The following is a 22,341-nucleotide window of genomic DNA, read 5'->3' as shown; positions in this document are numbered from 1 at the left end:
GACATGGCACTGATCGCCGATATACTGATGATTCTTGGCACCTTCGGGGTCGGATTCTACTGCTTCGTCCTGTCGCGGCGCCTGCGGCGCTTTACCAACCTCGAACAGGGGGTGGGCGGCGCCGTGGCGGTCCTGTCGGCGCAGGTCGATGATCTGACGCGGACCCTGCGTGCCGCACAGAAGGCCGCCGGCGGCTCGTCCGAGCGGTTGCAGGCGCTGACTGGCCGGGCCGAGGATGCGGCACGGCGGCTCGAACTGCACATCGCCGCCCTGCATGACCTGGAAGAAGAGCCGCCGACGCCCTCCGCGCCACCGGAAGCCCCGATGACCCAGACGGTGCAAGCCGCCCCGGCGGCACCAGCAGCTCAGACCGCCCCGACGGCGCAGGCCGCCCCCGCGGAACCGGTGGCGCAGGCGGCACCAGTGGCACAGGCAGCGCCGACTGCCGCCGCCGCGCCGCAGGCGGCCCCGATGTCGGCGCCCCCGATGGCTGCTCCCCCGGTGTCGGATCCCTTCCTTCCTGATGCCTTTGGGCGGCCTGCTGCGCCCGCTCAACCCTCTGCACAACCGGTTGCGAATATTGAAACGCCGGCGCCCGCCCCCGTCGGTACCGGCGCCGAGGCCGCCCCTGCCGCCGACGCGGCAGCTCAGGCGGCCCATGGGCGGCCCGGGCGCACCATCTTCTCGTCGCATCGCGCCCCCAGACGTATGGAGACCACGCAATGACCCGCCCCTCCCGTTTTCGAAGCCCCGGCCGCGGCGCACTTCCGCTTCTGGCCCTCGTCCTCGTCGCCTCGGCCACGGTCCGGCTGGGGGGCGGTACGGGACAGGCCATCGCCCGCGAGATGAGCGAGTTCGGAAGCGCCATGCCCGAGGCCCCCGTCGACCCCGGCCTCTGCGCCCCGCCGCCCGACATCGCCGAGGTGCTTTCGGCACTGGAACAGCGCGAGGCGCGAATCGCTACCGAGGAAGAGGCGCTGGTGCGGCGGCAGGCCGAGCTGTCCAACGCCGAGGCCGACATCAAGTCGCAGCTTGCGGCGCTGGTCGCCGCCGAGGAAGAGCTGGAACAGACCCTTGCCGTCGCGGACCAGGCCGCCGAAGGCGACGTGTCGCAGCTGACGCAGGTCTACGAGGCGATGAAGCCCAAGGAGGCCGCCGCGCTGTTCGAGACGATGGAACCCAGCTTTGCCGCCGGGTTCCTGGCGCGGATGAACCCGCAGTCCTCGGCCGCGATCCTGGCCGGTCTGACGCCCGAAACCGCCTACACGATCAGTGTCGTGCTGGCCGGGCGCCACGCCAGCGTCCCGGTCGAGTGACGCCCGAGGACCCAGGCCGCCCGGGCTGACCGGGGGCCGTGCCGAGGCGGATCAGTCCGCCGGAGAGTCAATATTAATACCTGTCTGCGACGGTGCGCCCGGCAGTACAGAGGGAGCGTTCGGTATGATCGGCATCGTGGGGATTGTCGTCACCTTCGTCATGGTCTTCGGCGGCTATCTGGCCGCCGGGGGCAAGATGGCGATCATCCTGAAATCCCTTCCCTTCGAGATGATGATGATCGGTGGTGCCGCCATCGGCGCCTTCGTCGTGTCGAACGACACGGCGGCGATCAAGCACACGCTGAAGGACATGAAGAAGGTCTTCAAAGGCCCGAAATGGGCGCATGACGACTATCGCGATCTTCTTTGCCTTCTCTACGAGCTGATTCGCCTGTCGCGGCAGAACCCGGTCGCGCTGGAAGAGCATATCGAAAGCCCCGAAACCTCGACCATCTTCGAGCGCTACCCGAAGATTCGTTCCGATTCCGAGGCGATCGACCTGATCTGCGACACGCTTCGGTCCGCCTCGATGAACTACGACGACCCGCACCAGGTCGAAGAGGTTCTGGACAAGCGCACCGAAGCGACGCTGCACCACGCGATGCATTCCAGCCACGCGCTGCAGACGATGGCCGACGGCCTGCCTGCCCTCGGCATCGTCGCCGCGGTTCTGGGGGTGATCAAGACCATGGCCTCGATCGACCAGCCGCCCGAGGTGCTGGGCAAGCTGATCGGCGGCGCCCTCGTCGGTACCTTCCTGGGCGTGTTCCTAGCCTATGGCCTGGTTGGTCCCTTCGCCACCAAGCTCAAGGCGGTGATCGAGGAGGACGCGCATTTCTACCAGCTGATCCGTGAGGTCTTGGTCGCCAACCTGCACAATCACGCCGCCAACATCTGCATCGAGGTCGGGCGCCAGAACACCCCCGGGCACATCCGTCCGCGATTCTCGGAACTGGAGGAGGCGCTGCGCGGCGCCAAGGCCGCGTGACGTTGCGCCGGACCCTCCTGTCTCTCGCGGCCCTGGCGGCACTGGGCGCGGCCCTGCCCGCCTCGGCGGCCGAGATCGGCGTGCGCACGGCCGATCATCCGGGCTTTACCCGCATCGTCGTCGATTTCTCGGACCGGCCCGAGGGCTGGCGCCTGGGCCGCGCGGGCGACGGGTACGAGCTGCGCACGCAGGACCCCGCCACCAGCTTCGACCTGAGCGATGTGTGGCGCCGCATCGACGGCGACCGGTTGTCGAGCCTTGCGAACGCGCGGCCCGGCGTCCTGCGCTTCACGGTGGACTGCGCCTGCACGCTGACGACGATCGAGCTGCCCAACCAGTGGCTGGTGATCGACGTCAATGACGGAGCGGCACCCGCGGGCCATCCCTATGAACAGGCCCTCGCCCCGGTCGACCCTGCAGTGGCCACAGCCTCCGTCCCGGACGGGGCCATGCCGGTCGGGCCCGTGCAAGGCCCGGCAAACCTGCCCGTGGTGCTGGATGAACCGACACCACCGCTGTTGCCCGGCGCTCTGGACCGCGCCGCCAACGACCCCGGTGCCGCCGTCCGTCATCGGCGTGCCGACGAAACGCGCGAGGCCCTGGCGCGGCAACTGGCGCGTGCCGCGGCCCAGGGTCTTGTCGACGTGGTGCCGCCCGTCCCGTCCGAGCCGCCCGTGGCTCAGGCCCCCGATGTCGCCGTCGCGACAGAGCAGGCCCCCGTGCCCGACCTGCCGTTGGAGGACCGGCCCAATGTCCGGATCGAGACGCAGATGGACATCGACCTTGCCGGGCAGCTTGGTGACCGCCCGGGAGGCGCACCGGCATCCTGCCCCAGAGACGACCGTCTCGATCCCACGACATGGGCGGAGGGCGATCTTGAACATGGCTGGGTCGGGTCTGCCCGGGCGGGGTTGATCGATGCCCGCGATGCGCCGGACGCCGAGGGGCACCTGACGCTCGCCCGCCAGTACCTGTGGCTGACCTTCGGCGCCGAGGCCCTTTCGCTGCTCGAGACAATGCCGCACGACCGGGTGCGCGACGAACTGGCCGGGATCGCCCGCCTGATGGACGGGCGCCCCGCCGGGTCGGGTCCGCTGGCCGGTCTGCACAACTGCGACGGACCCGCGGCGCTTTGGGGTGTGTTGGCCGATCCGGGCCCCGCGACCCCGCGGCGCACCGCGGGTGACGCGGTGATCGCCGCGTTCTCGGCCCTGCCCGCGCACCTGCGCCGGCACCTGGGCCCGCCGCTTGCCCAGAAGTTCATCGCCGGGGGGGATCTGGATACCGCGCTTGCCATCCGCAACGCCATCGACCGGCTGCCCGCGCTCGAGACCGAGCCGCAGGTCGAGATGCTGAAAGCCACGATCGACATCGAACAGGGCGAAGAGGCCGCCGCCGAGACCCGGCTTGAGCAGGTGTCGCAGTCCCGCTCGGACGAGGCGGCGACCGCGCTTGCGACCCTGATTCAGCGCCGGATTGACACGGATACCACCGTAGGCCCCGCCCTTGTCGCCAATGCCGAGGCGCTGGCCTACGAGCTGAAGGGCGCGCCGGAGGGGGAGGCGCTGCAAGAGGTGGCGATCCGCGCGCTTATCTCCGACCGCGATTATGCCCCGGCGCGGGACCGGCTGGCCCCGGGGGGCCAGGTCGACGATCCCGGAATGCGCGAGGCACTGATCGACGCCTATTTCGAAAGGTTGGCCACGCATGCGGCGGATGCCGAATTCCTGCCCCATGCCGTCGCCTCGGCCGCGCTGCATCCCACGGCGGCGCCGGGCCGGTTGCCCGTCGCCGACAGGTTGCTGGCGCTGGGTCTGACCGGCCCGGCCCGCGCCATCCTTGGCAGCCCCGACATCATCCCGTCGGTCGAGGAACGACTGATTCTTGCCCGCATCGCGGTGATCGACGACCGTCCGCGCATCGCGCTGGGCTATCTCGCCGGGCTCGACACCGCCCGGGCGACCGAGATCCGGACCGAGGCGGATGCCCAATTGACACGGCAGGAGGCCGCGACCGCCGAGGCCGCGCCGCCCCCCCCGGATCCCGCAGCGCCGCCACCCGTTCCGGGAACGCTGGCCGGCAACCGCGCCCTGCTGGACGACAGCCGGTCGATTCGCGACGGTCTCGCCGCGCTTCTGTCGGCGGGCGACGCGGAAGAATGAGGCGACGGCGGCTTACCGAATCTCAACCAACTCCGGGGTAGGACGGCTGTATCCCGCCGCAGAACGCGGCGCAGCAGGCAGATCGCCCATGACCCGAGCCGCGCTTTTCAAGTTCCTGACGCTCCTGGCCCTCGCCTTGCCGGTGCGGGGCGATGCCTCGGCCGACCTGTGCGAGGCCGCCGCGATCCGCGTGGCGCAGGAGACGGGCGTGCCGCAGACAGTCCTGCGGGCGATCAGCCTGACCGAAACCGGACGCGCCCGCGGGGGCGAGGTTCGGCCCTGGCCCTGGACCGTCAACCTGGAAGGGGCGGGGCACTGGTTCGACGACCGCGACACCGCGCTGGCCTTTGCCTATCGCAGCTACAAGGCGGGAAAGCGCAGCTTCGACCTCGGGTGCTTCCAGATCAATTACCGCTGGCACGGAGAAAATTTCGCCTCGCTGGAAGAGATGTTCGACCCCGAGGCCGGCGCCCGCTACGCGGCGGGCTTCCTGAAGCGTCTGCACGCCGAGCTGGGCGACTGGAGCAAGGCCGCAGGCGCCTACCATTCGCGGACCGAAACCTATGCCAAACGCTACCGCAAGCGGTTCGACAGGTTCCACGCCGGTCTGACCGACCTGCCGCTGCCGCAGGGGGCCCCCAGTGCGCCCGCGGCGCCCGACCGGCGGCTGGCGCAGGCTGATCCCGGCATGATTCGTCCGAACAGCTATCCCCTGTTGCAGGGCGGGCAGAGCGGTGCGCGGGGGCTCGGGTCGCTGGTTCCGCTGGGCGGGGGCGGCACTCCCTTCGTCGCCGCCACTGCGCGGAGGCTTGGCCAATGACCCTGTCGATCCGCGACATCTTTCAGCCGACGATCCTGCTGGCGCTCGCCTTGATGGCGGTCATCGTGATGATGATCCTGCCGATGCCGGCCTGGGTGCTGGACGTCGGGCTTGCCGCGTCCTTCGCGCTGGCGATCCTGATGTTCACCGTGACGCTCTTCATCGAGCGTCCGCTGGATTTCTCGGCCTTTCCGACTGTGCTTCTGGCGTCGCTCATGCTGCGCCTGTCGCTCAACGTCTCGTCGACGAAGCTGATCATCGGGCAGGGCCATACCGGCACCCGCGCCGCCGGCAACGTGATCGAGGGGTTCGCGATGTTCGTGATGGGCGGCAGCGTGTTCCTGGGCCTCGTGGTCTTCGGCGTGCTTCTGATCGTCAATTTCGTCGTCATCACCAAGGGCGCCGGGCGGATGGCCGAGGTCGGCGCGCGGTTCGCGCTGGACGGGATGCCGGGCAAGCAGCTGGCGATCGACAGCGACATGTCCGCCGGGGCCATCGGCCATGACGAGGCGAAGGCCCGGCGTGAAACCGAACTGGCCGAAACCACCTTCTTCGGCTCGCTCGACGGGGCGTCGAAATTCGTCAAGGGCGACGCGGTGGCGGGGCTTCTGATCACGATGCTGAACCTCGTGATGGGCCTGATCATGGGCATCGCGATCCACGGCATGGATATCGGTCGCGCGTTCGAGACCTACGCTATCCTTACCGTGGGCGACGGGCTGGTCAGCCAGATCCCCGCCGTCATCATCTCGATCGCCTCGGCGTTGCTTCTGGCCCGCGGCGGGGCCACCGGGTCGGCCGACATGGCCCTGCTGGGGCAGCTTGGCCGCTATCCGGCCGCGCTGGCCACGGTGGGCGTGCTGATGGCGCTGTTCGCGCTGGTGCCGGGACTGCCGTTCCTGCCCTTCATGGTCGGGGCGCTCGGGCTGGGCGCGGCGGCCTTCTCGGTTCACCGCAAGGCCGTCGCGGCCGCCGCCGCGCCCGCCCCGAGCCCGGTGACCGAACCGGAGGCGGCCGAGCGGGCGATGGGCGATATCCTCGACCTCGACGACATCCACCTGGAATTCGCCGCGGACCTGGTGCCGATGGTGCTGGACCCGGCGACGGGCCTCGACGCGCGGATCGGCAACATGCGCCGCCATGTCGCCACCGTCTACGGCATGATCCTGCCCGAGATACGGCTGACCGACGACGTGGCGCTGCCGGCCGGCACCTATGTCATCCGCATCCAGGGGGTCGAGCAGGTGCGCGACCGGCTGGTGCCCGACCGGGTGCTTGCGCTGCTGTCGGATTCGGTCCCCGATCTGCCCGACGGGCAGGACGTGAAAGAGCCTGTCTACGGCGCACCGGCCCGCTGGGTGCCGCGGGCCGACCAGGACGACCTGGCGATTTCGGGCACGACCATCGTCACCCCGACCGAGGTTCTGGCGACGCACCTGCTGGAGGTGATGAAAAGCAACTTTGCCCGTCTTTTCACCCTGCGGGCGCTGCGCCGGCTGCTGGACGAGTTCACAAATGTCTCGGACGGGGCACGGTCCGAGGCGAACCGCAAGCTTCTGGACGAGCTGATCCCGGACAAGGTGCCGACGGACCTTCTGCACAGCGTGCTCAAGCTGTTGCTGGACGAACGCGTGTCGATCCGGAACCTGCCGCTGATCCTGGAGGCGATCGCCGAGGCGCGTGGACCCCATGCCGGGCCCGAGCTGATCTGCGAACACGTGCGCCAGCGCCTGGGCTTCCAGCTGGTGGCCGAGCTCAAGCGCACCGACGGCACCCTGCCGCTTATCCAGCTGGCACCCGAGTGGGAGGACGCATTCGCCGAGCATCAGGTCGGCGGCGATACCGGACCGGCCGACGTGGCGTTGCCGCCGGACCAGTTCAACCGGCTGGCGGGCGCCCTGTCGGACGCGCTGGGCGAGGCGGGGGATAACGGGATCTTTCCCGCCATCGTCACCACGGTCCGGCGGCGGCGTTACCTGCGGATGGTGATGGCGGCCCGCGGCATGACCAACCCGGTGCTGTCCTTCGAAGAGATCGGCACCGATGCGCGGCCCGCGCTGGTGGGCACGGTCGCGGCATGATCCCGCCGCTCGCCGCCGCGGCCGAGCTTCTGGGCCTGTCCCAGGCGGCATTGGCGCTGGGGTTCTTCGTTTTCCTGCGGGTGGGCGCGGTGATGGCCCTGCTGCCCGCCTTCGGCGAACAGGTCGTGCCGCTGCGGGTCAGGCTGGTGCTGTCGCTGGCACTGACGTTGCTGGTGGCGCCGGGGCTTTCCGACCTACCGCGACTTGGCCCCGGGGCCGACTGGCCCCGGCTGATGGTGACGGAACCGCTTGCCGGGATCGCGCTCGGGGCGGTTCTGCGGCTTCTGGTCATGGTGCTGCAGATCGCGGGGGTGATGGCGGCGCAGGCGACCTCGCTCTCGCAGATCTTCGGCACCCAGGCGGCCGAGCCGCTGCCGGCGATGGGCCACATGCTGACGATGGCGGGCCTGTGCGCGCTGGTGATGACCGGGCTGCATGTCCGGGCGGTCGAGCTTCTGCTGCTGAGCTACGAGCTCTTGCCGCCCGGTCTTTTTCCCGATGCGGGGGAACTTCTGGAATGGGGGGTGGCCCGGGTCGGCCATGCCTTCGGGCTGGCGTTTTCGCTTGCCGCGCCCTTCGTCATCGCCTCGATGCTCTATAACCTGACGCTGGGTATCATCAACCGGGCGATGCCGCAGCTGATGGTGGCCTTCGTCGGCGCCCCCGCGATCACCGCGGGCGGCCTGATCCTGATGGCGCTGTCGCTGCCGGGGATGATCGGCGTCTGGATGCGCAGCGTCGATGCCGTGCTCGCCAACCCCTTCACGGTCACCCCATGAGCGGGTCCGACGACGAGGACAAGCAATACGACCCCTCGGCCAAGAAGCTTGAGGATGCGCGCAAGAAGGGCGAGGTCCCGCGGTCGACCGACCTTAACACCGCGGCGGCCTATGGCGGGCTACTGCTGGCGGGCGCGGCTTTCGGCGCGGGGTCGCTGACCGCCCTGGGCGCGATCCTGGCATCGCTGATCGCCCGCGCGGATCAGCTGTCCGGCACGATCTTTGCCGGCGGCGGCACGGGGCGCGCGCCGCTTGCCCCCATGGTGGCAGAGGTGCTGCTGACGCTCGCCCCCTGGTTCGCGTTGCCCGCGGCGATGGTCGTGCTGTCGGTCATCGCGCAGCGCAGCTTTGTCGTCGCGCCATCCAAGCTGGCGCCAAAGGCGAACCGCGTCTCGCCCCTGTCCAACGCCAAGAACAAATTCGGACGTTCCGGCCTGTTCGAATTCGCGAAGAGCTTCGTGAAGCTGATGGTCTACGCCGTGCTGCTCTTCGCCTTCCTGAACGGCCATCGGTCCGATCTGGTCGGGGCGATGAAGCTGGACACCGGGCCTGCGCTGATCCTTCTCCTGGGGCTGACATTCCAGCTGATGACCATCGTTTTGGCCATCGCGCTGGTTTTCGGTGGCGTCGATTTCCTGTGGCAGCGCGCCGATCACATGCGGCGCAACCGCATGTCGCACAAGGAGATGATGGACGAACACAAGGAGGCCGAGGGCGATCCGCACATGAAGGGCCAGCGCCGCCAGCGCGCGCAGGAGATCGCGACCAACAAGATGCTGGCGGATGTGCCGACTGCGGATGTGATCCTTGTAAACCCGACCCATTATGCCGTTGCGCTGAAATGGGACCCGATCACCCCCAGCGCGCCGATCTGCGTGGCCAAGGGCGTGGACGAGATCGCGCTGAGGATCCGCGAGATCGCGATGGAATCCGCCGTGCCGATCCGGCGCGATCCGCCGACCGCACGCGCGCTTTACGCGGTGGTCGAGCTGGGGGACGAGATCCGCCCCGAACACTATGCCGCCGTCGCGGCGGCGATCCGCTTTGCCCGGGATATCCGGCGGAAGGCGCGGGCCCGATGAAGCGCGAGGATCTGGCACGCCTGAAGCAGATTGCCGAGATGCGGCGCGACATCGACAGCCGCCAGGTTTCGGCCCTGTCGGCCAAGATCGCCGGGTTGCAGCAGGATGTGGACAGGATGCGCCTGGCGATCCGTGACCGTCAGGCTGAAACCGCTCTCGACACCGCCCGGCTGGCTGGCGCGGATGTCGAGTGGTTGCGGGCGACCGAGACCCGCATCACCAAGCTGCAGCAGCAGATCGCCCGGTTCGCGATGGAGCGCGAGGCGCGGCTGGACATTGCCCGCAAATCCTTTGGCAAGGCGCAGGCGGTGGAAGGCTTGCTCGACCGTGCGCCGCGGCCCAAGCGGGACTGACCCCCTGCGGTTCCGGGGGGGCGCGGATCGCCTCTACCGGACGAAAAAAGGGCCGCCCCCTGGATGGGGACGGCCCTGAGCCCGGGGGACCCGACCGGGATCAGGTCATTTCCTGCCGGTTGATGTCGAGGATCAGAACATCGCGCAACGGATCGCCCAGTTCGGCGATCGCAACCTCGGTGAGGGCCGCGCGCAATCGTTCCATCGTGCCGTTCGCGGTAAAGGCCCCGCGAAAGCCGCCGGCATTGGCGTGATCCAGCAGCACCCGCAGGAAGGCATCCCGCACCTTGGGTTCGCGGGCCAGCACAACCTCGCTCATCCCCTGCGCGACCTCCAGCGACAGGGTGACGACGACAAGGGCCGAAACGGCGCCATCCTCGATATCCGGCACGACGAACTGGTTCGACAGGTCGACGAACTCGGTCGTGGGATCGGGGGCGGGAGGCTCTTCTACAGCTTCCGCCACCTGGGTCACGGCCTCGGGGCCCAGGTCGCCGCAGGGGCCGATCGCGGCTACATCATCGTGCGGGGCCGGGCGCAGGGCGATCCCCGCGCCGACGCCCGCGCCAAGCCCGACAAGGGCCAGAACAAGGGGAACAAGCTTACCCAACATGGCCGGGGCTCCTTAGAAGGGCAGCAGCGCGTCGGCCAGCTGCTGGCCGTAGCGGGGCTGTTGAACATCGGTGATCTGCCCGCGCCCGCCATAGGAAATGCGCGCGGCGGCGATCTTGTCATAGGTGATCTGGTTCTGGCGCGACACGTCTTCGGGTCGGACGTAGCCGGTGACGATCAGTTCGCGCAGTTCGAAATTCACGCGCACCTCCTGACTGCCCTGGATCTGCATGACGCCATTGGCCAGCACGTCGACCACCGTAGCTGCGACCCGCAGCTCCAGCTGTTCGTTGCGGCTGACAGACCCGTCGCCCGAGCTGGCGCTGGACGAGGTGGTCGACACCGCGTCGGCCAGGCTCGCGCCCTCGGGAAGGCGCGGGTCGACCCGCTGCGGGATGCCGATCAGCGAGGGGATCGACAACGCCTCGCTTCCCGTCCGGGCGCGCGAGCTGGAATTCGAGATCTCGGCGCTGTCGTCGATTTCGATCACCACGGTCAGGATATCGCCGCGCCGGCTGGCCCGGCGGTCGCCCAGAAGGGACGTCGGAGACCCTGACCACAGCGACGCGGGGCTGAGCGGGATCTCGGATTCGTATCCCACCGGAAGCGGGGGAATCGCCATGGCGGCGACTTCGTTCGAGGTGCCGGGCGTGCTGAATTCCGGGGCCTTGCCGACGTTTTCGATCCGCCCGCAGGCAGCGGCGAGACAACACAGGGCGATGGCGGTGCGTTTCATGGGATTCTTCCTCATGGCGGGGGGCGCGTCTAGGGCAGGGTGCCGGCGACGTGGATGGTGCCGTCTTCCGCGACGACGCCGGTGACGGTGCTTCGCGATCCAAGGTTCATCACCCGGACCGCGTCGCCGACCCCTGCGCGATCCAGCGCGCGGCCTTCGGCGACGATACGCAACGGGCCCTTGGAATAGGCCAGTTGCACGATCTGGTTGCGGTCCACGATGGCGGGCGGGCCGATATCGCCGGGCCGGATCGGGCGCCCGGCATAAAGCACGACACGCGCCTCCTGCCCCACGGCCAGCGCGGGATCGGACAGCGTGCCGGGCGTGTCGGCGGCGACCACCGACAGGTGTTGGGGCCCGATCATCGTCTGCGGCCGCACCGTCTGGGCGGCGACAACGGTCTCGGCCAGGGCGGGCCAGGGCCAGAGGGCAAGGATCAGGGCGGCGCGGCGCATCAGCGGACCTGCGTGGTGGCGGCCAGCATCTGGTCCGCGGCGGTGATGACCTTGGCGTTCAGCTCGTATCCCCGCTGCGCCGCGATCAGTTCGGTCACTTCGCGCACCGCGTCGACGGAACTGCCTTCGAGATACCCCTGCCGCAGCGTGCCCAGCCCGTCGGTGCCGGGGTCGCCCACGATGGCGGGTCCCGAGGCGGGCGTTTCGACGAAAAGGTTCGACCCGATCGCCTCAAGCCCCTTTTCATTGGTGAAATCGACAAGGCTGAACTGGCCCAGAAGCTGCGGTTCGACCTGGTCGGTGAAATAGGCGTAGACCTCGCCCTGCGCGTTGATCGAGACCGAGCGTGCGTCGGCCGGGATCGTCATGTCGGGCACGACCGGATGGCCGTCCGAGGTGACGATCTGCCCCTCGGCCGACCGTTTCAGCGCACCGTCACGGGTGTAGCCCGACTGGCCCGACGGCAGCGTGACCTCAAGATAGCCGCCGCCCTCGATCGCGACGTCCAGATCGGCGCCGGTCTGGTTCAGCGTCCCCTGCTGCAGCTGGACGCTGACCGAGGCCGGGCGCACGCCCAGCCCGATCTGCACGCCGGTGGGCAGCGCGGTGCCGTCGGCGGCGTTGATCGTGCCGGGGCGCGACAGCTGCTGATAGTGCAGGTCGGCGAATTCGGCACGGCGGGCGTTGTAGCCCGTGGTCGACATGTTCGACAGGTTGTTCGAGATGACGTCGACGCGCATCTGCTGCGCGCTCATCCCCGTGGCGGCGATCTTGAGAGCCTGCATTGCCGGAACTCCTTATTGCTGGCTGAGGGTGCGCATCACGCCGCGCACGCGTTCGTCTTCGCGTTGGAGAAAATTCTGACCCAGTTCGTAGGCGCGCTGGACCTCGATCATCCGCGCGATTTCCGAGACGGGATTGACGTTCGACCCTTCCAGGTGGCCCTGAAGGATCCGGCTGCCTTCGACCGGCTCGGGCGGTTCGCCCAGCGTCATCATCACGCCGTCGCGGCGGGTGACGGTCGCGGGGTCGGGCGCGGACCAGAGGCCGATCTGCGCCACGGGGCGGTCATCGGCGGACAGCGTGCCGTCGGCGGCCAGCGTCACCGCGCCCGCGTCGGGCGGGATGAAGACCGGCGCACCGCCCGCGTCCAGCAGGCGGAAGCCCTGCGGCGTCACCAGTTCGCCGCCCTCGTTGGGGGTGAAGCTGCCGGCGCGGGTCAGGGCCTCGCCCTCGGGGGTTTCGATCAGGAAATACCCCTCGCCCTGGATGGCAAAGTCGAAATCGGCCCCGGTCTGGGTGACGGTTCCGGGCAGCTCGGAGGTCATGCGGACATTGGCCGTGCCCAGCGACAGCGATGGCGCGTCCTCGCCCAGCGACTTGACGTATTCCGAGAAGATCACGCCCTCTTTCCGGTAACCCGTGGTCGAGATGTTGGCGACGTTGTTGGCGATCGCGCGCATTTCGCGCATCAGCCCGGACTGCCGGGTCAGCGCCGCGGTTGTGATGTTTTCCATGTCTCAGAACCCTGCGATTAGCGGAACGATGCTGGAGTCGAAGAAGTCGGTCAGCGTCTCGGTCATGAAACCCATCGACACCCAGAATACCGCGAGGATGCCCAGAAGCTTCGGCACGAAGGTCAGCGTCATTTCCTGGATCGAGGTGAGCGCCTGGAACAGCCCGACGACGACGCCGGCGACAAGGGCAACGGCCAGGATCGGGGTGGAGATGATCACCCCGATCCAGAGCGCCTGACGCAGCGTATCGTAAAACATCACCTCATTCAGCATGGCCCGGCCTCAGACCGGCATCCGCAGGATTTCCTGATAGGCCTCGACCACCTTGTCGCGCACCGTCACGGCGGTTTCGACGGCCAGCTCGGTTTCGGCCAGGGCGCGGACCAGCTGGTGCGGGTCGCCGCCGCCGACCATCGAGGTCTTGGCGGTGTCTTCGGCCGATTGCATCGTGGCCATGAAGTCGCGCGCGACCTCGGCAAAGGCTGCGCCGCCGCGATGGGCGGGGTCGGCTTCGGTGGCGGGGCGCTGGGCGGCGTAGGCCTGCGCGGCGAAGGCGGATTTGACGTCCATTCTGGGGTCTCCGTCTGGAAAGGTTAGCGTTTCAGGAGGGCCAGCAGGCCCTGTGTCATCTGGCGGGTCTGGTCGAACATCTTGAGGTTGGCCTCGTAGCTGCGCTGCGCCTCGCGGGCGTCGGCAAGCTCGATCATGATGTCGACGTTCGAGGCCTCGTAATGTCCGGTGCCGTCGGCCATGGGATGGGCCGGGTCGAACACCTTGGGCAGCGCCGTCTGGTCAAGCTGAAGCGCGCCGATCCGCACCTCGCCCGTATCGCGGCCGGCCTCTACGGCGGCTTCGAACGGGGCGATCTTGCGGCGGTAGCCGGGCGTGTCGGCGTTGGCGATGTTCTCGGACACGTAGCGCAGGCGGGCGCCCTGGGCCTTCATGCCGCTGGCGGCGGTGGAGAGGGAGGAGAGGATATCGTTCATGGCAAGGGCTCCTAGCGGCCGCGGCCGAGGCTGATGCGCAGGATGTCGAGGGATTTCTGGTAGATGGAGAGCGCGGTATCGTGCTGGTGCCGGGTTTCGACGCCACGCATGATTTCCGATTCCAGCGACACGGTGTTGCCGTTGGGCGCCGCCTGGTCCGTGGTCATCACGCTGTCGGCGCGACTTAGGCCGCCCGCGCCCGTGGTGCCGTGCAGGTGCCCCTCGCGCGTGGCGCGCAGGGCGGTCCCGCCCGCGGTGTCGCGGTAGAGATCGGCAAAGGGCGTCAGGTCGGTCGCCTTGAACCCGGGCGTGTCCGCGTTGGCGACGTTGCGCGCGATCATGGACTGCCGCTGTCCCGCATGGCGGGCCATCGACGAGGCTATATTCAGGACTTCGAGTTTTTCGAACACCGGCGGGCTTCTCCCTCGATCATGTAGACGAAGGCTTAAGGGCCATTCCTTTACAAAGCGTTGGCCATACCCAGACCGGAGAGCGGGAATGTCGATAGGATTGGAACGGATCGGCGCCGTGATCGCCGAAACCCAGGTCGTGCGTCCCACCGGGCGCGTGGCCGCGATCGAGGGCGGCATGATTCGCGTCGCGGGCCTGTCCGAGGTTGCGCGGCTGGGCGATCTTGTGCGCTTCGGCCCCGCGCGCGACAGCGCCGGGCAAGAGCCCCTGCGCGGCGAGGTGCTGCAACTGGGCGCCGACACGCTGGCGGTTCTGCCCGAGGGCCCGGCCGAGGGGCTGGCGATCGGGCGGCCGGCAACCCTGCTGGGCCCGGTGCGCATCGCCCCGGACGACAGCTGGCTGGGGCGCGTCGTGGATCCCTATGGCGTGCCGCTCGACGGTGCGCCCCTGTTGCCCGGCGATACGCCGCGATCGTTGAGCGGCGCGCCGCTGAACCCCACACGGCGGCGCGAGCTGGGCGAGCGTCTGGAAACCGGGCTGTCGGTGTTCAACACCCTGCTGCCCATCGTCCGAGGCCAGCGTCTGGGCCTTTTCGCGGGCTCCGGCGTCGGCAAGTCGACGTTGCTTGCCCTGCTCGCGCAGGGGGTTCAGGCCGACGTGGTGGTGATCGCGCTGATCGGGGAACGCGGGCGCGAGGTGCGCGAATTCATCGAACGCATCCTCGGGCCGCAGGGCATGGCGCGCACGGTCCTGGTTGTGGCGACGTCGGATCGCTCGGCGGCGCTGCGGCGGCGTTGCGCCCGTGCGGCGATGACAGTCGCCGAGCATTTCCGGGATTCCGGCCGGCACGTGCTGTTGCTGGCCGATTCGGTCACGCGCATGGCCGAGGCACATCGCGAGATCGCGCTGGCCACGGGCGAACCTGCCAGCCTGCGCGGGTTCCCTCCCTCGACCATGGGCATGATCGCGGGGCTGTGCGAACGCGCGGGCCCGGGGGAAGAGGGGGGCACGGGGGATATCACCGCGCTCTTCACCGTTCTGGTGGCAGGGTCGGACATGGAGGAACCCGTCGCCGATGCGCTGCGGGGGGTGCTTGACGGGCACGTGGTGCTGGACCGCCAGATCGCCGAGCGGGGGCGATTCCCGGCCATCGACGTGCTTCGCTCGGTGTCGCGGTCGTTGCCGCAGGCCGCGAGCGACCCCGAGAATACGCTGATCGAGGAGGCGCGCCGCCTGATGGGGGCCTATGCCCGGGCCGAGATGATGGTGCAGGCAGGTCTCTATTCCAGCGGATCAGACCCGATGGTGGACCGCGCGATCGAGGCGTGGCCCAAGCTCGATGCCTTCGTCGGCCGCCGCGAGGCCAAGGATACCAAGGCGAGCTTTGTCGCGCTGGCCGGCTGCATGCCCCGGGCGCGCCCCGGACGCGGCGGCCGGTAAGACGCGGCGGGCGGTCAGCCGAAAAGCGCGCTGCCGCGCGTTCCTGCCTGAGGAGGCCCGAGGCGACGCGCCGCCCCGATCCGTCGCGGTCTGCCCGGCGTCGTTCGCCTGAGCAGGATCGGCCGGGCACCTTTGGACGGTAGCCGCTTCGCTGCGGTCGTAGTGCAGTGGCGGGATGCGGGAGGCGTCTTGCATGGGCGAGACGCGGTGGCCCAACTCGGTGACGGGATGCGAGGGCGGCCTTGGTCAGCCGCCCAGAAGCGTCAGCGCGATCGAGGCTCCGGTCATGCCCCGCGTCGTCCCCGCCTGCAGATCGGCCATGGCAAGGAAGCGCGTCACCAGCTTCGACTGCATCTCGTCATTGTTGAAATCCGCGATCTCGCGCACGCCGAACTGCGCCTCGGCCCGGTCCCGGAAGGTCGAGAGCTGCCGGTCAAGGTCGAGGGTGCCGAAGGCCTTGGGCAGGCCCAGGGCGGTTTCGAACACCTGCCGAAGCGGCGGGTTGGCCATCACCGCGTACCAGTTCGCATTCGTGTTGTCCGAGCGTTTGACGACATCGCCCAGGTCCCGGTTCAGCCCGAGCACCAGCCGCATGTTCGGGTCGCTTTCGCCGATGGCGGCCTCGAACTCGCGATCGTGATACTGGTCCAGGATGCGCCGGGCAAAGCCGGTATCGCCGGTCCGCGGACCACCCAGGTCGCCGAAACCGAAGGCCCGCGCCATGGCGAGATAGCGCTTGTCCGACATCTTGTTGGCCAGCGACCCGTCCTCGCGGGTGTTGGACGACAGGATCTGCTTGACGAAGTAGTGGCTGTCGATGTCGTCCTTCAGCCCGAAGGCGCCCAATGCTACCTCGCGCAGGCGGCGGTCGGACATCAGATCCTCGACCGAGGTCACCTTGGAGATGGACTCGGTGAAATGATCGGACAGGCGTTTCACCTGCCCGGTCTGTTGGAACGCCTCCTGTTGCGCGGGGCGCGTGCGCTTGAGAAAGGCCCAGCCGGCATGACCCGGCAGGGGCACGACCGGCCGGAAGCTCATGCCGACGGAACGGCCATCAGCCGGTCTTCCCGCGGCAGCAGCGCACGCAGGGCTTTCAGCGCGTAGTAATGCTGGCCTTCCAGCACCGCGTCGGTCGCGCGGGTCAGGCATTCGCGGCTGTCGGGGTCGCGCAGGACGCAGGACAGCTGTTCGATGCCGGAGAGAAGCTGCCGCTTCGCCTCGCACGGGGGCACGTCGCCGGACAGGACGAGCTGGGCGATGTAGCAGACCCGCCGCACCGGGGTCGTCGCCTCTTCGGGATGCAGCGCGTCGCGCAGGCGCAGGATGTTCGCCCCCGGCGTCACGATGTTGAGCCGCCCGCGGCGGTCGCCGTTCTCGATGACAGCGCCGTTGATCAGCACCCGCTCCTTCGGGGCGAGCTTCAGGACAAGGCCGCTCATGCCGCCTCCTTGGCGCTGCGCAGGCCTTTCATGACGGCGGTGTTGATTTCGATAAGAACGTCGCGGTCGGCTTTGCCGGCGATGACCTTGCTGGTATGCTGGAACGTGAACTCGGCAAGGTAGAAGAGTTGTGCGCGCAGCGCTTCGGGCAGGGCATTGTCATTGCCAGCCACGTCGACCGCCAGAATCGTCCAGAGGCGGCGGTTTTCGTGCAGCGCTGTCACCAGCGACCGGTTTTCGTCGGCTTGCTTGATGTGCCGGGTGATGCGGGCGATGGCCTCGTATTCGACACTGCGGTCGGTGCGGACGGGTGCCGTTGCCGGGGCATAGGCGGTTTGGGCCTGATGGTAAGCGTTCACGTCTTGTCCTTTTCGAGACGGGTGCGGTCTGGGCCGCAATAGTCATGACGGTGGAAGACGGGGGCGCCCGTTCAGGGCGCCCCCACCGGGTTTGCTTACCGGAAGAGCGACAGGACCGACTGCGGCGCCTGGTTGGCGATCGACAGCGACTGGGTGCCCAGCTGCTGCTGCACCTGCAGAGCCTGCAGACGGGCCGAGGTCTCTTCCATGTCGGCATCGACCATCGAGCCGATGCCGGACTTGAGCGAGTCGGTCAGCTTGCCGATGAAGTCCGACTGCGTCTCGATCCGGCCCTGCACAGAACCGAAGGCCGAGGACGCGTCGACAGCGGTGCTGATCAGCGAGTCGATTTGCGCCAGCGCCGACTGCGCACCGGCGCCGGTCGAGACGTTGATCGACGACAGCGCACCCAGCCCGCCCGATCCGGCATTCGCGAAGCTGCCGGTCACGGCAAGGTCGTTGCCGGTGCCGTTGTCGAAGGACAGACCGCCCGGCGTGGCGCTGTCGTAGGTCACGTCGAGCCCGTCGATGCCCAGGGCGTCGATCTTGTTCTTCAGGCCCAGGGCAACCGAGTCGGCGGTCGTGGTGGTGCCGGCAAGGTCGGAATCGGTGACCGTGTAGGTGACCGACTGATCGCCGATGTTCAGGCTGACGCTGTCACCGGCGGCCCAGGCGGTGCCGCCGTCCTGAATGACGATCTCGTCGGCGCCGCCGTCGTCGATCGACATGGTGAAGGTGTCGGCGTTGCCCGACACGGTGGCGCCGCCGGCGCCAGCCGCGAAGACGTCATTCGCGGTGTAGCCGCCGATCGAAAGGTCCTGTTCGGCCACGGTGATCGTGGAGGACGCGACGTTGCCGGTGGCATCGCGGTCGAGCGAGGACAGAACCTCGATATCGCCGCTGTTGCCGCTGACAAGGTTCAGGCCGTTGAACTGGGCGGCACCGACGACCGACGAGATCTGGTCGCGCAGGGCGGTGACGTCGTCGTTCAGCTTGCCACGGTCGACGTTGGATTCCTGCGCCGCGACGATCTTGCCCTTCATCTCGGTCAGCAGGTCGGTCACCGTTTCCGAGGCCTGACGGGCCACGGCGACGGTGCTTTCACCCAGCGACAGAGAGTCCGAGATCGCCTTGAAGCCTTTGACGTCGGATTCCATGACTTTCGAAATCGCCCAGACGGCCGAGTTGTCCTTGGCCGTGGCGACGCTTTTACCAGTCGAGATCTGCGACTGGGTGTCGGCGAGTTGTCCGTTGATGCTTTTCAGGGTCTGCAGCGCGACCATCGCGCCGTTGTTGGTCAGAATGCTGGACATGGAAGGTTCCTTGTTTGGTGGCGCTTTTGCGCCCAGGTGTTTGCACTGCCGCTTCCGGCAGCGTGAAAGGCCCTTCTGACCTATGGCCCGTCCGTGTCGGGGGGCCGCGTCTCCGTGATGGATACGAGGCGCACTTTTGCCTCGGCGCGCCTAAGTTTTTCCTAATGCACACCCACCCAGTTCGCGGCATTTGAAATTACCCCATGGTTAAGGGCCTGCAGGGCGCTGGGGGGCGCGTGAGGTTTCATGATCTGATTGGGATCGGTGTGGGGGGGACCTCTCGCCGCCCCGGCGGGGGGGGCGGGCGAGGCCTTGGCGCGTGGAATGAATGCGTCCCGGGGTCCGGGATGTGCGTCCGGCGGGCCCGTCAGGCGCGCCGGTGCAGGCTGCGCCCGGGAATCGCGCCGATGGCGTGGCGGGCGCCGTCGGCGCCGTAGGTTCCGCAGCGGCTGCCTTCGCGCACGTCCGCCAGCCGGTCACGGACGCTTTTCAGTCCGGCCATGACGGCGCCGGAAAGCTCGGCGTTGCGTGCCGCCGCGCTGGTGACGCGGCGCAGCCGCTCGGCATCCTCCGTGCCCTCGGTCATCGCTTCGGCGACGCCGGCAAGCAGTCGCTCTTTCTGCTCGAGCAGGGCGGGCAGGTCGCGCAATCGTCCCGAAACCAGCGCGACACGCTCTTTCTCCAAGAGCCGTTCAAGACGGGTGACCACGCTCATCCCGCGCGCTCCGCCAGCGAGGCAAAGATCGATTCGGCCAACCCGATGCCGCCGGCCTGAACGATTCGCTCGGCCTGTTCCTGCCGCAGGAAGGACGCGAACTGGGATTCCCCCGCGCCGCCGCCGAAGGACTCGGGCGTTTCGCCCAGGCCCGCGGCCTTGAGCATCTCGGTCAGGAACTGGGTTTCCAACGCTTCGGCCGCGCTGCGCAGCGCGGGATGGTCGTCCGACGGCGGCCGGCCGGCTGGCGCGGCTTGCGGCATTGGCGGGCCCGTGAAGGCGGCGATAGGGGGGCGGTCCATCCGGTATTCCTTCTGGCTGGTCTGCCATGAAAAAAGCGCAGCGCAGTAAAGATTCGGTAATCCCGGCCTGAGATGACTGCGACCGGCTTGGAGGACCCGGCACATGTCAGCACCCAATTTCCTTTCCACTGGCCCGGTCGACCGTGGCAGCGCCCTGCACGCCCGGCCCGGCACCGCGGCGGGCATGCCCATGGGCGGCGCCATGCGGTCTTCGGACACCGGTAGCGGGCGCGACTTCGCCGCCCTGATGGACGATGGCGCGACAGAGGGTGGTGACACCCCGGCGCCCGCGGCGCCGCAGGACCTCGGCACCGACGCGCAAACCCCGGACGAGGCGACCGTCGTGGGCCCGGAGCCGGACGTGATCGGCGATGAGGGGACCGGTGCGGTCGAAGGCGACGAGCAGGACACCAGGTTCGTGATGGATGGCGACGGCCCGGAGGTCGGGGATGCGGCTGGCGACACGCCTGAGGACGGGCATGCCGCCGGGCGGGATGCGGACCATCCGCGCCTCGCCGCCGATGCGGGCGCCCCGGTCACGTCGGCCCCGGCATCCCGGGATGGTGAGGGCGCCGCGAAGGACCAGGCGCCGGGCAAGAAACGCTCCGGCACCGCGCCCGGCGTGGGCATGGTCCCGCTGTCCCTGAGTTTCGGCGCCCGGAACGCCGCCCTGGCGACGTCCGAGGCGCTGGGCGCCCGCCCCGAAGGCCCCACAGGCCCGGCATCCGTGCCACCGGTCCCGAAACGGGCGGCTTCGGAGGCGGGCATCGCGCGTGATGTCCTGGCGGGACTACCCCCAACCGACGCGCAGAAGGTCGCGGGCTCGCAAGCGGGCGCCCGGGTTGATCGCACCCTCGAACGCGTCGTGATGGCAGGCGAAGGGGCCGGCCCGCGTGGTCCAGCCATCCCGGCACCTTCGCAGGGGGATGCGGCCGAGAACGTCCTTGCCGTGCGCGGCACGCCGGAGGCTGCAGCGCGGCCGGACATGACCACACGCGGCGTGGATGGCGCCATCATCGCTACGACCCCCGATCGGGCGGGGCAGGCCGGGACCGCCGGCGAAACCCTGCAGTCTTCGGAACAGGCACCGACTCGACCGGCGGATCTGGCCGTTCGAAGCGGCGCGATTCTGGAGGCTGGGCAGAGGGTTTCGACGACTGACCGCCCCGAGCCCCCGGCGGCTCCGTCCATCGCCCGCGCGAACCCTACCGGGCCTTCCGCCGAGGCGGCATCACCTCTGCTGTCTTCGGAGCGGGCTGCTGGCCCGACGCAGGCAATCGCCCAGGCTGAAACCGAGGCTTTGCCCGCAAAAGCAAGGTCTGCGCCGACACCGGACGAGGCCATTCGAATCGTGACCATGGCTCCGCAAGGTGCCGCAGCCACCCTTCGTGGTTCAGCGGTTGCCGGGACAGCAGAACCTGACGGCCAAACCGGTGCTCAGCCGCAGCCGAACGACGACCAGGTCGAGCTGGGGGGCAACACGGCCACCAGACCCGTGCGGCCCGAAGGCGCAAGCGGCGTGGTCGAGATGCGGCAGAGCGGGGCCACCGTCGGTGCGCCTTCTCCGAACCATCCCGCCGGCATCGTGCCAGCATCGGAGGCTGACAGCCGGTCCGACCAGCAGGTGATCCGGTCGATCGCCCGAAACACCCCTTCGGGGCCGGACGTGGACGCGCGCATGGTGATCGCCTCCGCCGGTGCCGCGCCGCGTGCCGATGCCGTGACCGACGGGCCCGGGGCACGGCGTGCGACAGCGACGGCACGTGCTCGCGACGAGGGACCCCTACGCGCAGACGTCGATGCGATGGTCGCAGGGCGCACGTCCGGGGCCACGGCGACCGCCCCTCACGATCCCCTCGGTCCCGCCTCGACGCCGGCCTCGGCGCTCACCGCCTTCGCGATGCCTGACGCTACCGCGCCCGTGATCGGGATGACCGACGCAGACGCCCTGCCGGCGATGGGCGAGCGGGCCGTGGGGGCCTCGGCGCCCGAGGCGCTCGTTCAGGCCAGCGGCGGACCGCAGGCGCCGACCCCCGCGGACGCGGCGCGGCCGGTGCAGGCACCGACGGCGCCCCCGCTGCCGCAGGCCGTCAGCCGACAGATCCTCGATGCCGCACAGGGCATGGGGGCCGGCCCGGTCGAGATCGAGGTGATGCTCGAAGATATGGGACGTCTGCGCATCGTGATGACCGCCGCCGAAACCGGGCTTTCGGTCGATATCAGGGCTGATCAGGACGCCAGCCTGTCGCTGGCCCGCCGCCATGCCGAGGCGCTGGCACTGGACCTGCAAGGGAATGGATTCGCCGATGTCGATATCAGCTTCGGCCGCGGGGATGATCCGGACGCCCGGCCGGGCGCCGACACGGCCCGCGACGGCGAAACGCAAGATACCCCGACCACCCCGGCCATGCGGCGTGCCGACACGCTTGGCTCGTCCGGGCTGGACCTGAGACTGTAAGGAGGTTTCCGACG

General features: G+C 69.0%; 26 protein-coding genes. 11 read left to right on the top strand and 15 right to left on the bottom strand.

Going from position 1 to position 22,341, the window contains the following annotated elements:
* The first annotated feature begins 3 nt into the window (after positions 1-3).
* The 9 genes from EKE94_RS19165 to EKE94_RS10890 all read left to right on the top strand — a co-directional run bounded on the left by EKE94_RS19165 (position 4) and on the right by EKE94_RS10890 (position 9,581).
* Positions 4-726 (top strand): hypothetical protein, encoded by a 723-nt coding sequence (locus EKE94_RS19165; protein ID WP_328590485.1) that lies wholly within the window; start codon positions 4-6, stop codon positions 724-726.
* Entirely contained in the window at positions 723-1,316 is a 594-nt protein-coding gene (locus tag EKE94_RS10925) for a MotE family protein (protein ID WP_127906637.1), read from the top strand. The genes EKE94_RS19165 and EKE94_RS10925 overlap by 4 nt, the downstream gene beginning before the upstream one ends.
* A gap of 124 nt (positions 1,317-1,440) precedes the next feature.
* Positions 1,441-2,304: a flagellar motor stator protein MotA gene (motA, locus tag EKE94_RS10920; RefSeq protein ID WP_127906636.1), complete on the top strand. Its 864-nt coding sequence runs from the start codon at positions 1,441-1,443 to the stop codon at positions 2,302-2,304.
* A 2-nt stretch (positions 2,305-2,306) separates the two neighbouring features.
* Positions 2,307-4,466 carry a hypothetical protein gene (locus tag EKE94_RS10915; protein ID WP_127906635.1) on the top strand — a complete coding sequence of 720 codons (2,160 nt, stop codon included), beginning with the start codon at positions 2,307-2,309 and terminating at the stop codon, positions 4,464-4,466.
* 88 nt (positions 4,467-4,554) lie between these two features.
* The gene (locus EKE94_RS10910) at positions 4,555-5,286 is read left to right on the top strand and encodes a transglycosylase SLT domain-containing protein (RefSeq protein ID WP_127906634.1); all 732 of its coding nucleotides are present in this window, start codon (positions 4,555-4,557) and stop codon (positions 5,284-5,286) included.
* Positions 5,283-7,367 carry a flagellar biosynthesis protein FlhA gene (flhA, locus tag EKE94_RS10905; protein WP_127906633.1) on the top strand — a complete coding sequence of 695 codons (2,085 nt, stop codon included), beginning with the start codon at positions 5,283-5,285 and terminating at the stop codon, positions 7,365-7,367. Before EKE94_RS10910 ends, flhA begins: the two co-directional genes overlap by 4 nt.
* Positions 7,364-8,146, top strand: coding sequence for a flagellar biosynthetic protein FliR (locus EKE94_RS10900; protein WP_127906632.1), 783 nt, complete (start codon positions 7,364-7,366; stop codon positions 8,144-8,146). Before flhA ends, EKE94_RS10900 begins: the two co-directional genes overlap by 4 nt.
* Positions 8,143-9,228, top strand: a complete 1,086-nt coding sequence (locus tag EKE94_RS10895) for an EscU/YscU/HrcU family type III secretion system export apparatus switch protein (RefSeq protein WP_127906631.1) — start codon at positions 8,143-8,145, stop codon at positions 9,226-9,228. The genes EKE94_RS10900 and EKE94_RS10895 overlap by 4 nt, the downstream gene beginning before the upstream one ends.
* Positions 9,225-9,581, top strand: coding sequence for a hypothetical protein (locus EKE94_RS10890; RefSeq protein WP_127906630.1), 357 nt, complete (start codon positions 9,225-9,227; stop codon positions 9,579-9,581). The genes EKE94_RS10895 and EKE94_RS10890 overlap by 4 nt, the downstream gene beginning before the upstream one ends.
* 100 nt (positions 9,582-9,681) lie before the next feature.
* Here the strand turns inward: EKE94_RS10890 and EKE94_RS10885 are convergent, their stop codons facing one another.
* Genes EKE94_RS10885 through EKE94_RS10845 form a run of 9 tightly spaced genes read right to left on the bottom strand, consistent with a single transcriptional unit; the run spans position 9,682 to position 14,297 of the window.
* A complete protein-coding gene (locus EKE94_RS10885) occupies positions 9,682-10,194 on the bottom strand; it encodes a flagellar basal body-associated FliL family protein (RefSeq protein WP_127906629.1) in 513 nt (170 codons plus the stop codon).
* Positions 10,195-10,206: 12 nt separating this feature from the next.
* A complete protein-coding gene (flgH, locus tag EKE94_RS10880; RefSeq protein WP_127906628.1) occupies positions 10,207-10,929 on the bottom strand; it encodes a flagellar basal body L-ring protein FlgH in 723 nt (240 codons plus the stop codon).
* Positions 10,930-10,958: 29 nt separating this feature from the next.
* Positions 10,959-11,384, bottom strand: coding sequence for a flagellar basal body P-ring formation chaperone FlgA (gene flgA / locus EKE94_RS10875; protein ID WP_127906627.1), 426 nt, complete (start codon positions 11,382-11,384; stop codon positions 10,959-10,961).
* Positions 11,384-12,169: a flagellar basal-body rod protein FlgG gene (flgG, locus tag EKE94_RS10870; RefSeq protein ID WP_127906626.1), complete on the bottom strand. Its 786-nt coding sequence runs from the start codon at positions 12,167-12,169 to the stop codon at positions 11,384-11,386. Before flgG ends, flgA begins: the two co-directional genes overlap by 1 nt.
* A gap of 12 nt (positions 12,170-12,181) precedes the next feature.
* The gene (locus EKE94_RS10865; protein ID WP_127906625.1) at positions 12,182-12,901 is read right to left on the bottom strand and encodes a flagellar hook-basal body complex protein; all 720 of its coding nucleotides are present in this window, start codon (positions 12,899-12,901) and stop codon (positions 12,182-12,184) included.
* Between the two features lie 3 nt (positions 12,902-12,904).
* The gene (locus EKE94_RS10860) at positions 12,905-13,174 is read right to left on the bottom strand and encodes a flagellar biosynthetic protein FliQ (protein WP_127906624.1); all 270 of its coding nucleotides are present in this window, start codon (positions 13,172-13,174) and stop codon (positions 12,905-12,907) included.
* Positions 13,175-13,183: 9 nt separating this feature from the next.
* Positions 13,184-13,471, bottom strand: coding sequence for a flagellar hook-basal body complex protein FliE (gene fliE / locus EKE94_RS10855; RefSeq protein ID WP_127906623.1), 288 nt, complete (start codon positions 13,469-13,471; stop codon positions 13,184-13,186).
* Positions 13,472-13,494: 23 nt separating this feature from the next.
* Positions 13,495-13,887 carry a flagellar basal body rod protein FlgC gene (gene flgC, locus EKE94_RS10850; RefSeq protein ID WP_127906622.1) on the bottom strand — a complete coding sequence of 131 codons (393 nt, stop codon included), beginning with the start codon at positions 13,885-13,887 and terminating at the stop codon, positions 13,495-13,497.
* A gap of 11 nt (positions 13,888-13,898) precedes the next feature.
* Positions 13,899-14,297, bottom strand: coding sequence for a FlgB family protein (locus EKE94_RS10845; RefSeq protein ID WP_206615060.1), 399 nt, complete (start codon positions 14,295-14,297; stop codon positions 13,899-13,901).
* An 88-nt stretch (positions 14,298-14,385) separates the two neighbouring features.
* Here EKE94_RS10845 and EKE94_RS10840 point away from each other — a divergent pair, with 88 nt between their 5' ends.
* Complete coding sequence (locus EKE94_RS10840; protein WP_127906621.1) at positions 14,386-15,738, top strand: FliI/YscN family ATPase; 1,353 nt, start codon at positions 14,386-14,388, stop codon at positions 15,736-15,738.
* A gap of 246 nt (positions 15,739-15,984) precedes the next feature.
* On the opposite strand, the gene EKE94_RS10835 is transcribed toward EKE94_RS10840, so the two are convergent.
* The 6 genes from EKE94_RS10835 to EKE94_RS10810 form a co-directional block, all read right to left on the bottom strand.
* Complete coding sequence (locus EKE94_RS10835) at positions 15,985-16,779, bottom strand: DUF1217 domain-containing protein (protein WP_164870893.1); 795 nt, start codon at positions 16,777-16,779, stop codon at positions 15,985-15,987.
* The gene (flbT, locus tag EKE94_RS10830) at positions 16,776-17,180 is read right to left on the bottom strand and encodes a flagellar biosynthesis repressor FlbT (RefSeq protein WP_127906619.1); all 405 of its coding nucleotides are present in this window, start codon (positions 17,178-17,180) and stop codon (positions 16,776-16,778) included. The genes EKE94_RS10835 and flbT overlap by 4 nt, the downstream gene beginning before the upstream one ends.
* Positions 17,177-17,539, bottom strand: a complete 363-nt coding sequence (gene flaF, locus EKE94_RS10825; RefSeq protein ID WP_127906618.1) for a flagellar biosynthesis regulator FlaF — start codon at positions 17,537-17,539, stop codon at positions 17,177-17,179. Before flaF ends, flbT begins: the two co-directional genes overlap by 4 nt.
* 95 nt (positions 17,540-17,634) lie before the next feature.
* Complete coding sequence (locus EKE94_RS10820) at positions 17,635-18,852, bottom strand: flagellin (protein WP_127906617.1); 1,218 nt, start codon at positions 18,850-18,852, stop codon at positions 17,635-17,637.
* A gap of 367 nt (positions 18,853-19,219) precedes the next feature.
* Positions 19,220-19,567: a hypothetical protein gene (locus EKE94_RS10815; protein WP_127906616.1), complete on the bottom strand. Its 348-nt coding sequence runs from the start codon at positions 19,565-19,567 to the stop codon at positions 19,220-19,222.
* Entirely contained in the window at positions 19,564-19,869 is a 306-nt protein-coding gene (locus EKE94_RS10810) for a rod-binding protein (protein WP_407940902.1), read from the bottom strand. Before EKE94_RS10810 ends, EKE94_RS10815 begins: the two co-directional genes overlap by 4 nt.
* Before the next feature lie 247 nt (positions 19,870-20,116).
* Between EKE94_RS10810 and EKE94_RS10805 the strand changes: the two genes are divergently transcribed.
* Positions 20,117-22,327 (top strand): flagellar hook-length control protein FliK, encoded by a 2,211-nt coding sequence (locus EKE94_RS10805; protein ID WP_127906615.1) that lies wholly within the window; start codon positions 20,117-20,119, stop codon positions 22,325-22,327.
* The last annotated feature ends 14 nt before the right edge of the window (positions 22,328-22,341 follow it).

Source organism: Mesobaculum littorinae (genome assembly GCF_004011175.1).
GTDB lineage: Bacteria > Pseudomonadota > Alphaproteobacteria > Rhodobacterales > Rhodobacteraceae > Tranquillimonas > Tranquillimonas littorinae.
This window is presented reverse-complemented; position numbering and strand designations above follow the sequence as displayed.

What these genes read in the sequence shown, in the direction of transcription:
- EKE94_RS19165 (WP_328590485.1), top strand. Translation starts at nt 4, where the DNA reads ATGGCACTGATCGCCGATATACTGATGATTCTTGGCACCTTCGGGGTC.
- EKE94_RS10925 (WP_127906637.1), top strand. Translation starts at nt 723, where the DNA reads ATGACCCGCCCCTCCCGTTTTCGAAGCCCCGGCCGCGGCGCACTTCCG.
- motA (WP_127906636.1), top strand. Translation starts at nt 1,441, where the DNA reads ATGATCGGCATCGTGGGGATTGTCGTCACCTTCGTCATGGTCTTCGGC.
- EKE94_RS10910 (WP_127906634.1), top strand. Translation starts at nt 4,555, where the DNA reads ATGACCCGAGCCGCGCTTTTCAAGTTCCTGACGCTCCTGGCCCTCGCC.
- flhA (WP_127906633.1), top strand. Translation starts at nt 5,283, where the DNA reads ATGACCCTGTCGATCCGCGACATCTTTCAGCCGACGATCCTGCTGGCG.
- EKE94_RS10900 (WP_127906632.1), top strand. Translation starts at nt 7,364, where the DNA reads ATGATCCCGCCGCTCGCCGCCGCGGCCGAGCTTCTGGGCCTGTCCCAG.
- EKE94_RS10895 (WP_127906631.1), top strand. Translation starts at nt 8,143, where the DNA reads ATGAGCGGGTCCGACGACGAGGACAAGCAATACGACCCCTCGGCCAAG.
- EKE94_RS10890 (WP_127906630.1), top strand. Translation starts at nt 9,225, where the DNA reads ATGAAGCGCGAGGATCTGGCACGCCTGAAGCAGATTGCCGAGATGCGG.
- EKE94_RS10885 (WP_127906629.1), bottom strand. Translation starts at nt 10,194, where the DNA reads ATGTTGGGTAAGCTTGTTCCCCTTGTTCTGGCCCTTGTCGGGCTTGGC.
- flgH (WP_127906628.1), bottom strand. Translation starts at nt 10,929, where the DNA reads ATGAAACGCACCGCCATCGCCCTGTGTTGTCTCGCCGCTGCCTGCGGG.
- flgA (WP_127906627.1), bottom strand. Translation starts at nt 11,384, where the DNA reads ATGCGCCGCGCCGCCCTGATCCTTGCCCTCTGGCCCTGGCCCGCCCTG.
- flgG (WP_127906626.1), bottom strand. Translation starts at nt 12,169, where the DNA reads ATGCAGGCTCTCAAGATCGCCGCCACGGGGATGAGCGCGCAGCAGATG.
- EKE94_RS10865 (WP_127906625.1), bottom strand. Translation starts at nt 12,901, where the DNA reads ATGGAAAACATCACAACCGCGGCGCTGACCCGGCAGTCCGGGCTGATG.
- EKE94_RS10860 (WP_127906624.1), bottom strand. Translation starts at nt 13,174, where the DNA reads ATGCTGAATGAGGTGATGTTTTACGATACGCTGCGTCAGGCGCTCTGG.
- fliE (WP_127906623.1), bottom strand. Translation starts at nt 13,471, where the DNA reads ATGGACGTCAAATCCGCCTTCGCCGCGCAGGCCTACGCCGCCCAGCGC.
- flgC (WP_127906622.1), bottom strand. Translation starts at nt 13,887, where the DNA reads ATGAACGATATCCTCTCCTCCCTCTCCACCGCCGCCAGCGGCATGAAG.
- EKE94_RS10840 (WP_127906621.1), top strand. Translation starts at nt 14,386, where the DNA reads ATGTCGATAGGATTGGAACGGATCGGCGCCGTGATCGCCGAAACCCAG.
- EKE94_RS10835 (WP_164870893.1), bottom strand. Translation starts at nt 16,779, where the DNA reads ATGAGCTTCCGGCCGGTCGTGCCCCTGCCGGGTCATGCCGGCTGGGCC.
- flbT (WP_127906619.1), bottom strand. Translation starts at nt 17,180, where the DNA reads ATGAGCGGCCTTGTCCTGAAGCTCGCCCCGAAGGAGCGGGTGCTGATC.
- EKE94_RS10820 (WP_127906617.1), bottom strand. Translation starts at nt 18,852, where the DNA reads ATGTCCAGCATTCTGACCAACAACGGCGCGATGGTCGCGCTGCAGACC.
- EKE94_RS10815 (WP_127906616.1), bottom strand. Translation starts at nt 19,567, where the DNA reads ATGAGCGTGGTCACCCGTCTTGAACGGCTCTTGGAGAAAGAGCGTGTC.
- EKE94_RS10810 (WP_407940902.1), bottom strand. Translation starts at nt 19,869, where the DNA reads ATGGACCGCCCCCCTATCGCCGCCTTCACGGGCCCGCCAATGCCGCAA.
- EKE94_RS10805 (WP_127906615.1), top strand. Translation starts at nt 20,117, where the DNA reads ATGGACGATGGCGCGACAGAGGGTGGTGACACCCCGGCGCCCGCGGCG.